Here is a 13,459-nt window from a genome sequence, read left to right on the forward strand (position 1 = left end):
CTATCGCCTTTTATTCCGCTATTAATTGATCAGAAGTTGTAGTTCAACTGCACGGTGTAAGCTCTTCCGCGAGGATCAGCAACACGTGGATCAAATGCTGCACCAGGTGAGAAGTCATTCTGGTGAGCTGTAAACGGTGGGTCTGTGTCAAACAGGTTCTTCACACCAACAATCAGTTCTATATCGTCAAAGCCTGTATAATTCATGCTGTAGTTATAGATCAGGTAACTATCAACCGTTTCATCATAAAGCGGCGGATTTGCCTCACCCGAAGCTACGCCTGGTGGTGTTTCGTCATCGTAACCTGCACGGAATACTTGTGTCAGAGTATGATTGAAGTCGCCATAGGCATAATTTAATGAAAGGGTATGCTTCCAACGTAATGGGATGTTGCCACGAGAGTGAGTACCAACTAAGTTAGGACCAAAAGGTGCATTGTCACGCTCTTGAACACGATCCTCAATCAAGTAGCTAGCATTGAAGTTCAGGCCCCAAGTGCCGTCCCATAATTCGCCCTTTGTGACGACGCCAATTTCGATACCGCTAGTCTCGCGACCACCGGCATTGATAAAGCGTCGATCGATTGCAGCAATTGAACCATCTTGAGCGAACACATAGTTATCTCTAAACAGTTCTGGGTTTTCGATTAACTCTCTAAAGCCTGGGGTTTGGATGGTGCCTTCAATTTCAATCTGCCACCAATCAACATTAACGACAACGCCAGCTACGGCCAATAAGAAACCAAAGCTAGCTTGCTTAGATTCTTCTGGACCAAGTTCCGTATCACCACCAAAGAATATCGCAGGTGTAATAGGTTGACAGTTTGGATCGCTAGGATCGGGAACGCCATCTGTGCATAAGAATGGGTTGGCTAAGTCAGTTCCCGTATAGGGTTCTGCAGTTAGGCCATTAAATAACTGGTTGAAACTTGGCACTCTGAAGCCAGTGCTATATGCACCGCGGAACAATAATTCGTCAATGGGCGTAAATTTGAAACCCACTTTAGGATTAGTTGTGCCGCCAAAGCCATCATAATTATCATGACGGATGGCAAGGTTTAACTCTAGGCTATCAACCACGGGAACCAATGCTTCTACAAAAACGGCCTTGATGTCTCGGCTAACATCTTCTAATGCGTTAGCATCATCAAATGGAGCGCCATAAATTGTGGGGCGGTTTTCAGCCGCTCGACGGTCGCCATTAAAAGCGTAAGCCTCGCGGCGCAAGTCGATACCTGCTGCGACGTAGATAGTATCGCCACCAAGACCGAGTTCAAAGCCAGTATCACCTGAGATAGAGGCATCTAGCTGTGTCATGGTCGTTTCACCACCAAATAACACCACGCCTCGTGCTGAGGCTGCATCAAGCGCTGCGAAACCCGCTGCAGTTTGAGTTTGACCCGGCAGAACGAAGGGATTCAAGACTCCGGTTCCCAGTGCTTGTGCTAAACCAGAGACAAAATGATAACCGTCACCTAGTTCTGATTCTGCTTCGTTAGCGGAGCGAGATAATCCCGCTTTGTAATCCCAGTCTCCAATCACACCTTCAATGCCAAGCTGAATTTTATATGATTTGGTAGTGGTTTCAATTTCGCGAGGACCACACTCCATACAGCGCCAGCGATAGGCAATAGGCGCGCCGATATTTAATTGGTCCGCACCATAGAAGTCAGATAGAGCGTTAACGATATAGTCATACGAATCACCCGTGCTTGGATAAAATCCGCCGCCAAATGTATCCCAGTCACCCGCGCCAATTGCCCACGGGGTGATTTGGTTAGGTTCAAAGACTTTTTTGGAAACCACTTCTGAGCCAAGAAGCTCAATAAACGCTTCAGAATCTTCTCCGACCTTGATCGTACCGCGACCCACAAAGTCGATGTTTTCAACCGGCTGTTGTAAAACCGAAGCACGCGGATAATCCCATGAGCAACTTACACCTAAATTACGCGTTCGGTTCCACAAGTCAGCACCGTCTGGACCCATATTCTCAATTGCATCACAACCAGGTTGACCGGGCAGTGCAAGTACGTTTAACACATCGTTTTCTAAACCAGTATTTGGATTAATCAAGCCAGAGCCGACTAAGTTGTACTGGCTAGAAGTAGGATCGTTTGGACGGCTAAACCGGTCGTTTACCGATGCAAATGGTGCTCCGCGAGTATCCGGAGAGAGACCTCTTTCAGGCTGGAATGTGTTAGTGAAGTCGCGATCGTTACCGCGTAATATTTCAGCTGATTTATACGCTAAAGATCCCATAATATTGAAACCGTCGCGCTCTAAGTCACCGGTACCGGCAAGCACGTTGAAGCGATAAATGTTGCCACTGCCACCTTCGGTGTGATCGGCGAATGCGCCAATTTGCGCGCCTTGATAATTGGTTTTTAGGATAAAGTTAATTACGCCACCAATTGCATCAGTTCCGTACACGGCGGATGCTCCGTCGCGAAGCACTTCAACGCGCTCAATGGCGGCGAAGGGAATTGAGTTTAAGTCAACAGATCGCCCTTTTAAACCATGGGTTGCAATACGCCGCCCGTTTAAAAGAACAAGTGTTGAACCAACGCCTTGTTGACGCAGGTTTGCGCTTGATGCGCCATTGTTCCCGCGCTCTTCGCCGCCAACGATACCTGCGTTACTGGCTAAGTTGTCGTTTGAGTTAGAGGAAATGTTTAATTGAAGTAGAAGCTGTTCGGCAGAGGTGATACCAGCAGCATCAATTTCGGCGCGAGAAATAATGGTAAGCGGTAAGTCTCCTTCCAAACTGGTTCGTTTAATGCTCGATCCAGTTACTTCAATACGCTCGACTTTTTGGTTTGAATCAGTGTTTTCTTCAGCAGCTTGTTGGGCGACGGCGTTGACTCCGAGACCTGACATGGCTAGCACTAGTGCAATTTTATTTAACTTCACTGTGCGTTCTCCCTATGTGATTAGTGTTTGGCATATGGTGTCTATCACTCGTGATTGATAGATGTCGAATACTCTACTGCATGTATTCAACGAGCCAGGAGCGTGCGTTACACTTTTTGCTTATAGGTTCACAAGCAAGAGTTTTATTATTTTGCACTCTCCCTTATGTTCCACGTTAGCATAACCATAAATAATGTAAATAATAAATTATTCCAAATATGTATGATAATATTTCAATAAAATATTTTACATTTTAAAACAAGCGTTTAGTCCAATATTGAACTAGAATGTTGGTTAATATGTAATCAAATAGACAGGTAAACCGTAAGTGTTGTCATTTTTCAAGCGAGCACAAAGCAAGTTAGTAGTCACTGTGTTGTGCAGTGTTGGTTTGTTTGCGATATCGGCTGGTTCGGCACTTTCTAGCGACCAGTTTCAACCGACGCTTAGACAAATGCTAGCACAAAAACTATTGATTGATTTACGCTACTATTGCGAAGACCTTGTGCAGCCGAGCCAAGGACAGTTTTGTCAAAGCGCTATGACGCAGCTACCTGATCATTTAGCAAATATGCTGACAAACACCGAGGTTGGCGGCGTAATTTTATTTTCAGAGAATTTGCAAAATGCTGAACAAATATTGGCTTTAACCCACGCAATTCAAGAGACGGTAAACAAAAACAGCGATACTGGTGTTCGTATGAAGTTGCCGATGTATATCGCGGTTGACCAAGAAGGCGGTAGAGTATCTAGACTGCCAAATGACGAGTTTTTAGGGTTTTCTGGGAATATGGCAATTGGCGCCACTTTTCAGCGCCACGGTGTTTTTTACGCTGAGCAAGTCGCGCAGAACATGGCGAAGTCACTCTATGCCTTGGGTTTTAACGTAAATTTTGCACCCAGTGTCGATGTAAATAGTGACCCAGACAACCCCATTATTAACGTTCGAGCATTTTCACAGTCTCAGCAAACCGTCGCAATCCTTGGCGCGGCTCAAATTGTCACGTTCCAAGCAAATAATATTGCTGCCGCTGCCAAACATTTCCCTGGGCACGGGGATACGCATGTTGATAGTCATGTGGGTCTACCGAGAGTAGAGCATAGTAAAGCGACCATTGATGCTGTAGATATTTTTCCATTTAAATATGCAATCGAAAATGCCGATGTAGACATGATCATGACGGCCCATATTCAATATCCAGTGTTGGATAGCACAACATTTTCCTCTACCGACGGCCGAATAACCGAGTTGCCTGCCACCTTATCGCGAAAAATTTTAACCGGCTTATTGCGAGAAGAGCTCAAGTTTCAGGGCTTGATTGTGACAGACGCCCTAGATATGGCGGCTATTACTCAATTTTTAAGTCCAGTAGAGGCGACTGTAAAAGCCTTTGAAGCTGGTGCTGACATTGCCTTAATGCCATTTAGAATTAGTTCAAAGTATGAAGCGGAAGCATTTGAAAAATTTCTCGATGAAGTGACCGCTGCGGTCAAGAAAAACAGCACGCTTGCTCAAGCAGTTGCGACCTCGTACGCGCGAATTGTTGCCCATAAACGTAAGCGCAATATGCATCTTCAGGCTAATAAAAGTCTGCAACAAAAACAAATCGAATTGGATACCTTACGTCTATCAAACAAACAGCATATGCTTGCCAATGCTTTGGGTAAAGATGCTTTTACTGAAATAAAAGCGCTCTCTGCGTCAATTAAACCAAGTCAAAGCGTGTATGCAGTAATGCCTGATAAGCGTCGCTGCAGTGCACTGCAGCATTTTTTAAAACAAGCTGGTTTGCAAGATGTAAGCTGTGTTAGTCAGTTGAGCGAAGCAATTGATACTGCATCTAATGCAGATGTCTTGATTGTGGGTGATGTATCACCTGCACTTTCATTTTTTGAGAGTAGGGCCTTTGAGGGTATACAAGCAAATCAACGTAAGGATGCTATGGCACAAATCGCTGACCTAAAAGCGCTGGTAGCGAACTCTCAGGCCCAAGCAAAAATACTATTAAAATTACGCAGCCCCTACGTTACCCAAAACGACATGCTAGATTTTGATGCTGTCTATGCAAGCTACGATTACCAAGTGTCGTCATTTGACGGTAATCTATTTTCACCGGCTTTGTTTGCATTTGCAGTTCATATTACGGGCCAGCATGAAGCCAAGGGTATCGCGCCAGTGGATATTTTACAGCCTAAGTGAGGAAACTACTGTAATTCGATGAGCGCACCATTGATCACCGCAGCGACAACAGAATCGCCACGGCGCATTAGAAAATATGCTGGCTGCTGTAAAATTAAGGCGTGCGGATCGGCTGGGATCGGCTGGTTAAGCAGTACTTGGTAATCAGATTGATTAATGAGATTGTGTACTTCACCCTGAAACTGGATAACCCCTTGTTTCAACCATTGTTTATAACTCTCATTGCTTATGATGGTTGGCGCATTGAGTGTATGCACATTCCCTGAATCATATGTTAACTCATTGGCATCATACTCGTTCAGCCCTGCTTGAACCCCCAAGTCACCGACGGCATCGATGAAAAACTGATTTGAATAACGTGCCGTCTGCTTAATGCTAACACCGGCTTGATAGGAGTGCGCTCCAACAAAATGCAGCCCACGTATTACCAGTGAAGATAGAGTTTCAGAGGTATTCTCGGGAATGCTCCAATATGCCTGCTGATATTCATTTAAGCACTCAGCGCTGATGCTTCCCTCAGCTTGTTCTTTGAGCAGGCACATTGCTTCTAGCATCGCTACAACGTTCATTCTTCTTGCAACTTGCCGATTGGGATCGTCATAACAAGCACCAGACTCAATCAATATAGTAGCGGCACCCTTGCCCGCAATACGATCACCAAACGAACGTGGCGAAAATGTATCGTCATATCGAGCTACACAATTGGGGATATGAGGTGTAATTGCCTCGGTCATTCTGCCAATTAGTGCCATCGCTAAATGACGGTTGCTATCAACCGTTTTATCAAGATCAAAAGCAGGCGCTAGAAAAGCAATCGTAGAGGGATGACCGTTAGTGCCACACTGATAATAGGGCGATTGATCATGTAAGTTAAACGCAATGTTTGGCTTGAGTGAATCCACCAAGTTCATTAATACATTACCTTCGAGAGTCTGCTTTGCCATAGCATCTCGGTTAATGTCGATAGCTTGTGCATTGTGGCGAATACAGCGTTGCGCGCCGTCAGGATTGAGCATAGGAACGATGTGTAAGGTAAACAAGGCCCGAGCATCACTCAGGCGCTCGTCTTTTTGTTGCAAAAGAATATCGAGCATGTCGAACACAGAGGCTGTTGCGGTCGCTTCGTTACCATGCATTTGTGTCCAGGCTAATATAACTATTGGTCCGCTACCGTAAGTAATGCGCTGAATACTGCGACCTTCGAAAGAGTTTCCTGCATGGTGAATCTGCACTTGGTTGTCATTCTGCAAAGCTTTAAAAAGAGGCTGTATGTCACTATGCGTGATATGTGAGCGGTTCAAAGATGCTAGTAAATGAGAAATCGGTGATGGCATGTGAACAACAATATTTGATGAAGGCTTGAATACCCGTAACAATAGCGAAAAAATGCATCATGTTGCAAATTATTCTATTATTAATAATCAAATAAGAATAATCTATTCCTTAACCAAGGATATTCAATGGCCGCATTTTCAAAAATTAAAGCTCTATTACCTTCGTTGTCCAACAGCGAAGAGAAGCTGGCTCTCTATATATTAAGTTCGCCTGGGGCTCTGCGAGATTTGTCTTCACAAAAGCTTGCTACGACGGTCGGAGTTAGCCAAAGCTCGGTGGTAAAATTTGCTCAAAAGTTAAAGTACAAAGGATATCCCGCGCTAAAACTAGGTATTTTAGATGATTTAAAAAACGTTGAGACAGATCATCAAAAATTACATGGCAGTATTGCCGTAGATGATGACTACGAAACGATGTCGTCAAAGCTACTGCAGAGTAAAATTGCCGTATTAAATCAAACTAAAAATTTAAACGACCGACATTCGCTTGCCGATGCAGTGGAATTGCTTCAAAACGCCAAAAGAGTATTAATTACCGGCTTGGGTGGCTCAGCTTTAGTCGGCAAAGATTTTTCATTTAAATTACAAAAGCTGGGGATCACAGCGATATCAGAAATTGACGGACATGCCCAACTGGCTATTGCTTCGACATTGAATACAGGCGATTTGGTATTTGCCCTTAGTGAGTCAGGAGCAACGCGAGAAGTTGTCAACGTGGTAAATGAAGCAAGGGCAAACAATACCCCTGTTATTTCAGTCACTAAATTTGGCGATACGCCAGTATCACTGCATGCTCAAGTGCGACTTTATTCAGTGGCCGAAGAGGCCGCCACTCGTATATCGTCTATATTAGCGCGCACCGCACAGGAGCTGGTGATTGATATGCTGTTTATTTCCTTAATGCAAAGCTCTAGCAGCCGCAGAGCCGTGTTAGAAAAGTCTAGAGATGTAGTATCTCAATTTCGAAACCTTTAGATGGATGGCGTAAGCGGGTAAAGCAGATAAGGCTCGCGCATTCGCACATATGCCTGCAAGCCTGTTTGCCAAGACTCTCTAATCTGATCTTCGGGCACGCCGGCCTGGATGGCTAACCTAAGTGTATCGGTACCCGCAAGCTTATCCATAAAATCAGCGGCGGTAAAAAAACCTTGCTCATTGTTGGCGAGCCGAAATTGCCTATATGCATTGATAAGAGGTTGTAAGCTAAGTCCTTTTAAACCAGAATTCCGCATATCGATGCCGTAGAGCGTTTGACCTTCTAGTTTAGGGTTTGGCGCTGCAAAGGGCCTCGATTCGGGTCGGAAGGTATGCTTACCTAGTTTCACTTGGTGATGACCAATTTGCTGAAAAGGAAAGTCGGTTCCTCTGCCAACACTCACTGCGCTTGCTTCAAAAAAGCATAGAGACGGGTAGAGTTCAATGGCGATATCATTAGGCAGGTTAGGTGAGGGCGGGATAGGTAAACTGTAGCGCATAGCCTTGTTATAGGCCTGCATCGGAATAACAGTTAAGCGCAGCTTTTCGGCATTTTCAATCCACTTTTCACCTTTGATCATCAGTGCTAATTCCGCAACGGTCAAACCGTGTAAAACCGGGATCTGGTGCATGCCAACAAAGGATTGAAACGCCATTTCAAGTACCGGCCCGTCTACATACATGCCGTTTGGATTGGGTCTGTCTAGTACAATAAAATCGACCTGATGCTTGGCTGCTGCCTCCATCATATAATGCATAGAGCTAATATAAGTGTAAAAACGAGTACCAACATCCTGTATATCAAAGAGAATGACGTCGAGGGTTTGCATGAGCGCATCGGGAGGCGTCTTGTCTTTACCGTAGATTGATTGGATAGCAACCCCAGTTAGCGCATCAATACCGCTGTCGATATGTTCTCCCGCGCCTGCATTCCCGCGTACGCCATGCTCAGGTGCAAATAGGACCCTAACATTGACCTCATTTTTTAACAGAATATCGAGCAAATGCATATCCTGAACTTGTGAGGTTTGGTTAACTATCAAACCGACACGCTTGTTAGCCAGTAAAGGTAAATATTGAGTGAGTCTCTCGGCGCCTAAAATGACTTGAGTGGAAGGTGTCTGCGCTTGGCTTAAGGGGCAAACTAGCAGTAGCAGAATGATTAAATATCCATTCGACCCAATAGTGATGTGCCGGTATGAGTCAAGTAAGTAATGGCTAAATAATTTCATCAGGTTATTTTCCAACTATGGCATCCCGTAAAAACCCTTTTGCATTGTTTAACATTACCAGTGCTTGTTTGGCATCGGTATTTGTGAGAATCATCAGGATGGCTAATTTTGCGCGATTGTCGGCTTGGGTAAGGGCGCGCTCAGCTTCTTTTAGCTCACATTGTGTTGCCTGCATAACGATGCGTATAGCCCTTGCTTGAAGTTTTTTATTGCTAGCATTTACATCTACCATTAAGTTTTGATAAACCTTGCCCAGCTTGACCATGCTTGCCGTGCTCAACATATTCAATACTAGCTTCTGTGCAGTACCTGATTTCATTCTAGTTGAACCTGTTAAGCATTCGGGGCCGACATTTACGCAGATGCCGGTTTTTGCTGTACGCATAAGCGGTGCGTCGGGGTTACATACTAAACAGACCGTTTCGCAGCCCAATTCGTTGGCATATTGTAGAGCGCTGATTACATAGGGCGTGCGGCCGGACGCGGCAATACCTACCACAATATCGCGGCTATCTAAGTGCACGCGCTGTAAATCTTCTATGCCTGCCTGCTCGTTGTCTTCTGCGCCTTCCACGGCATGCACAATTGCCTTTTCGCCACCGGCAATGAGACCTATCACTAGGTCGTCAGAAACGCTAAATGTTGGACGGCATTCCACTGCATCTAATACACCAAGTCGGCCGCTAGTGCCTGCACCCATGTAAATTAAGCGCCCACCTTTTTTAAGGCTATTAACAATGTGGTCAACCGCCTTGGCGATTTCAGGCAACACAGCATTAACTGCATGAGCAACCTTTTGATCTTCAGCGTTAATTATTCCAAGCAAAGACTGTGTGGTCAGAGTGTCTAAATTCATGGTCTCAGGGTTTCTTCCTTCTGAAACCAAGGTATCTAGCTGTTGAATCAAAGTATGTGATGATAATGGCATTAGGCAAAACTCCCTTTTTCAGAATGCGCTGGTGCTTGATTGGCTTTGCCGCTGAGGCATACTGCTAGCGATAAAAACGTGCCAATCACTAATTGCCACGTAAACCCTAAATCAAACTGCAGATGCTCCGGTAAGTAAATAGATTGAATATAGGGTTGCATGAGTACGGGTGTCAGAAAGCCCACAACTAAGGCCAATATTATCGACAGAGGTGAGCCCCGCTTACTAAACAATGCGGTAAAATAAATACCGAGCAAGCCAGAGTAGGAAAACACCATGACACTTAATGCAAAGGCTAGTAAAGGCATATCAGTATATTGTTGCCAGTAATAACACAACGCCGCCATACCTGATAAGGCGATGGCAACAACACCCATACTTACGCGGCCTGCAGTAATCAGCTTTTTCTCAGAAAGGTCTTTGTTTTTGTGAATCAAACCGCGATAAATATCTTGGATAGCTACTGAAGACATAGAATTCAGGCCGGAGTTTAATGTCGATAGCGCAGCGGCGATAATCCCAATAGTGATGATGGCTTTAATGCCATTGGGCAAATCAGTGAGTACGTAGTACATAAAGATGGTGACTGTCTGTCCGCCAAATTCAGGTACCGGCGCGCTTAAGCCTGCTTGAGACATAATGTCTGGGCGCTGATAATAAATAAATAGTAACAAACCGATGCAAACAAATATCAGCACTACCGGAATGCCCATTATAATTGACGATACAAGGGCTTTGGTGGCGCTTTTTGAGTCTTTACAGGTTAGCATGCGTTGCGTGACATCTTGGTCCAGACCAAAAGCGGCGATATTCAACAGTACAAACCCAGTAATAATTGACCAAAAACCAAAGACCCCAGCGCTGGAAAAATCTAACGAAAAATCAATAAATGTTAGCTTTGAGGCTTCACCGGGAGCGGGAGTTTGTAGTGCTTGTATGATAGTTGCAAAATCTACAGGAATACTGTTATAGAGATATCCTAGTACCAACAGCGCAGCGCTTATGTAAACTAAACATTGAATCGCGTCTGAGTAAATGACGCTGCGAATACCACCGTACATGGTATACGCAAAACCAATGCCGGCGATGATAAGAATGGAAATGATCACGCTGCTGGCTTCAAAATTGCCAAACAAAATCATGGCTACTGCAATGGCCGCCATGTAAAGTCTCGCGCCGCTTGCAAACAGTCTTCCGCTTAAATAAATCATGCCTGCTTGGTATTTTGCATTAGGGCCAAATCGCTGATCCAATAGTTCGTATACCGTGTACACCTTGAGCGCATAAAAGCGTGGTAGTAAAAATATAGCAACAAATAAAGCGGCAATGAAGCCCGCTATGTTGGTGGCTAAATAGGTCAAATCACCACGATAGCCCTGATCAGGTCCACCTAAGAATGTCGCAGCAGACTGAGAAGTAGCTAACACTGAAATACCCACGACCCATATAGGCATGGTGTTTCCACCCAAAAAATAGTCTTTTGTGCTGTTACTCTTACGGTTAAAAATATAGCCGGTAACGAGTAAAATGAGCCCGTAGACTAAAAATACAGACCAATCTAGTAGGGAGAATTGGTCAATCATAGCTTTGTTCTGGTCGCAGTTTGAATGTGCATTTATCGTTCCTTTTTAGAAGCCGGTTCGGGCCCATATTCATAATGCCTAGGCACCCTTGCAGAAACCCTTGTCATTAGCTCATAGCCAATGGTACCGGCCCATTCGGCCACTTCATTTATTGCTAGCTGTTCGCCCCAGAGTTCGACCTTATCGCCAATTTTCACCGCTTCTGCGTCGGTTACATCGAAGGTCAGCATATCCATTGAAACTCTGCCCACCAAGCTTATACGCTGCTGGCGGCATATTGCGGGCGTCCCGATTGGAGCATGGCGAGGATAACCATCAGCATAGCCAATGGCAACGGTTGCAATAATGCTTGGCCTTGCTGCTACCCAAGTTGCACCGTACCCGACGCTATCACCTGTAGGTATTGAGCGTAAGGCTATAATGTGGGCACTCAACGACATCACCGGCAGCAGAGTCATTTGTGTATTGTCCGCTTCAAAGGGTGAGCTACCATATAATGCAATGCCGAGTCGATTGTAGGCTTGTCGAGCATTATGGTGAGCTATGGTGCCAGCCGAATTGGCAATGGAAAGGGGCATTGAAGCTTGGGCCACCTGTTCTAAAAAACGGTCTATTTGCTGAGTCGTATGTGCAGTATCATTTTCATCAGCGCAGGCAAGATGGGTTGCAATCACGCTATGTTGGTTAATATATTTTGCGTGTTTTTTTAGCAACGCATGAAAATCTTCGATGGCAAAACCCAAACGGTGCATACCAGTATCAAACTTCCACCAAAGGTGTGCGCCCCAATTCTCATCGCAATTATTGCTATTTGATAGCCACTCTATTTGTTGCTGATTGTGCATCATCCAGTGCAAATTGTGTGAAAAGGTGTAACTTAGTTCACTTGACTCATGTGGACCTTGCAAGACCAAAATGGGTGCATGTATGCCGACTTTCCGTAATGCTAGCGCTTCGTCAACGATCGCTACAGCAAACATGTCGACATCCGCTTCTATATATCGAGCGACTTCTATTGCGCCATTACCATAGGCATCCGCTTTGACTACCGCCAGGGTTTTGCTACTGGGCGCCTTGGCCTGTAGAGCATGAAGATTAGCCTTTAACGAGGCGAGCTTAATAGTTGCTAATGTCTTGCGCGTCATGCTTCGCCCCACTTAGGCAGCCCATGTTGGGCGCCAATACCCAGTCCTGGTGTATTGTTCAAAAAAATATGTGCATCCTCAAATGTCGTTGCGCCTTTCACAGGGTCATATTGGCCGAGTGTTGGACCATCTAAATCGATAAGTGTTATTACATCTGGATAAGCTACCGCAAGATGCGCTGCTGCGGCAACACCAATACTTCCTTCGAGCATGCAGCCTATCATGCACTTTATCGCATTTGAGCGACAATAATCAGCAATTTGCATAGCAGGGTAAATCCCACCGGCTTTGATCAGTTTGATATTAATGATGTCAACTGCATCGAGACGGTGGAGTTGCTTTACCTGCTCCAAGTTAAAGGCGCTTTCATCAGCCATAATGGGCGTCTTAATTGCGCGTTTAATTTCAGCAAGACCTTCAATGTTGGCGGCGATGAGTGGCTGCTCTATTAGTTCGAAGTGTATACCTTGTTGCTCTAGCTCAAGCATGATCTTAATCGTGGTTGGCACGTCCCATCCTTGATTAACGTCGAGGCGAAGCGTAACTGCCAGATGCTCATTCTGCTTGCCCTGCACATGGGCATAAATTGCACGCAGTCTTTGTAAATCAAGTTCCGGCTGATTACCAATTTTGATCTTTAAACAGCGATAAGCTCTTGCGACAGCGGTATCGATATCTTGGCACATTTGCTCAACGGGATTAACGCTAATAGTGTAATCAGTTTCTAATACTGGATCGCCGATTTTGATGTTTTGCGTTGAATTCCCAAAGCGAGCTATGACCTCATAAAGGGGCTGTTGCTTGGAGTTTGCGTGCAAATCAAAAAGAGCGATATCTATGGCTGCTTTTGCATTGCTCCCAACCTGTTTGATGTGGTGAATTTTTTTGACTAAATCTTCAAAATCTTCCAAAGACTGATTGACTAACATGGGACTTATTACATTTTCAATTGCGCCGAGAGTGCTAACATGATCTTCGCCGGTAATAAGCAATGTTGAGGGCGCAGAGCCATAGCCAACATGTCCATCGCTACTGCATAGTCGTACAACTAGATCGTGAATATGGGTAACCTCACGCACCGCCGTTTTAAAAGGCGTATGTAAGGGTACCTTTAATGCCAAAAGCTCAATAGATTGAATAAAGATAGGCATTA

General features: G+C 44.9%; 9 protein-coding genes. 2 read left to right on the forward strand and 7 right to left on the reverse strand.

From position 1 onward, the window contains the following. Positions 1 to 29: 29 nt before the first annotated feature. Positions 30 to 2,909, reverse strand: a complete 2,880-nt coding sequence (locus tag AB9H30_RS05880; RefSeq protein WP_371193713.1) for a TonB-dependent receptor domain-containing protein — start codon at positions 2,907 to 2,909, stop codon at positions 30 to 32. A 328-nt stretch (positions 2,910 to 3,237) separates the two neighbouring features. On the opposite strand from AB9H30_RS05880, the gene AB9H30_RS05885 reads away from it, so the two are divergent. Beyond that, positions 3,238 to 5,109 (forward strand): glycoside hydrolase family 3 N-terminal domain-containing protein, encoded by a 1,872-nt coding sequence (locus tag AB9H30_RS05885; RefSeq protein WP_371193714.1) that lies wholly within the window; start codon positions 3,238 to 3,240, stop codon positions 5,107 to 5,109. A gap of 5 nt (positions 5,110 to 5,114) precedes the next feature. On the opposite strand, the gene AB9H30_RS05890 is transcribed toward AB9H30_RS05885, so the two are convergent. Then, positions 5,115 to 6,443, reverse strand: a complete 1,329-nt coding sequence (locus AB9H30_RS05890) for a M14 family zinc carboxypeptidase (RefSeq protein ID WP_371193715.1) — start codon at positions 6,441 to 6,443, stop codon at positions 5,115 to 5,117. Positions 6,444 to 6,569: 126 nt separating this feature from the next. On the opposite strand from AB9H30_RS05890, the gene AB9H30_RS05895 reads away from it, so the two are divergent. Continuing rightward, positions 6,570 to 7,418: an SIS domain-containing protein gene (locus tag AB9H30_RS05895; RefSeq protein ID WP_371193716.1), complete on the forward strand. Its 849-nt coding sequence runs from the start codon at positions 6,570 to 6,572 to the stop codon at positions 7,416 to 7,418. On the opposite strand, the gene AB9H30_RS05900 is transcribed toward AB9H30_RS05895, so the two are convergent. The 5 genes from AB9H30_RS05900 to AB9H30_RS05920 are packed head-to-tail and all read right to left on the reverse strand — an operon-like array spanning position 7,415 to position 13,457. Continuing rightward, the gene (locus tag AB9H30_RS05900; RefSeq protein ID WP_371193717.1) at positions 7,415 to 8,650 is read right to left on the reverse strand and encodes an exo-beta-N-acetylmuramidase NamZ domain-containing protein; all 1,236 of its coding nucleotides are present in this window, start codon (positions 8,648 to 8,650) and stop codon (positions 7,415 to 7,417) included. The genes AB9H30_RS05895 and AB9H30_RS05900 overlap by 4 nt on opposite strands. A gap of 4 nt (positions 8,651 to 8,654) precedes the next feature. Beyond that, positions 8,655 to 9,578: an N-acetylmuramic acid 6-phosphate etherase gene (gene murQ / locus AB9H30_RS05905; protein WP_371193718.1), complete on the reverse strand. Its 924-nt coding sequence runs from the start codon at positions 9,576 to 9,578 to the stop codon at positions 8,655 to 8,657. Continuing rightward, entirely contained in the window at positions 9,578 to 11,161 is a 1,584-nt protein-coding gene (locus AB9H30_RS05910; protein ID WP_371193719.1) for a sodium:solute symporter, read from the reverse strand. The genes murQ and AB9H30_RS05910 overlap by 1 nt, the downstream gene beginning before the upstream one ends. A 32-nt stretch (positions 11,162 to 11,193) precedes the next feature. Then, complete coding sequence (gene alr, locus AB9H30_RS05915; protein ID WP_371193720.1) at positions 11,194 to 12,306, reverse strand: alanine racemase; 1,113 nt, start codon at positions 12,304 to 12,306, stop codon at positions 11,194 to 11,196. Beyond that, positions 12,303 to 13,457, reverse strand: coding sequence for a dipeptide epimerase (locus AB9H30_RS05920; RefSeq protein WP_371193721.1), 1,155 nt, complete (start codon positions 13,455 to 13,457; stop codon positions 12,303 to 12,305). The genes alr and AB9H30_RS05920 overlap by 4 nt, the downstream gene beginning before the upstream one ends. Positions 13,458 to 13,459: the final 2 nt, after the last annotated feature.

The organism is Glaciecola sp. SC05 (assembly GCF_041380235.1).
In the GTDB taxonomy this organism is placed as follows: domain Bacteria; phylum Pseudomonadota; class Gammaproteobacteria; order Enterobacterales; family Alteromonadaceae; genus Glaciecola.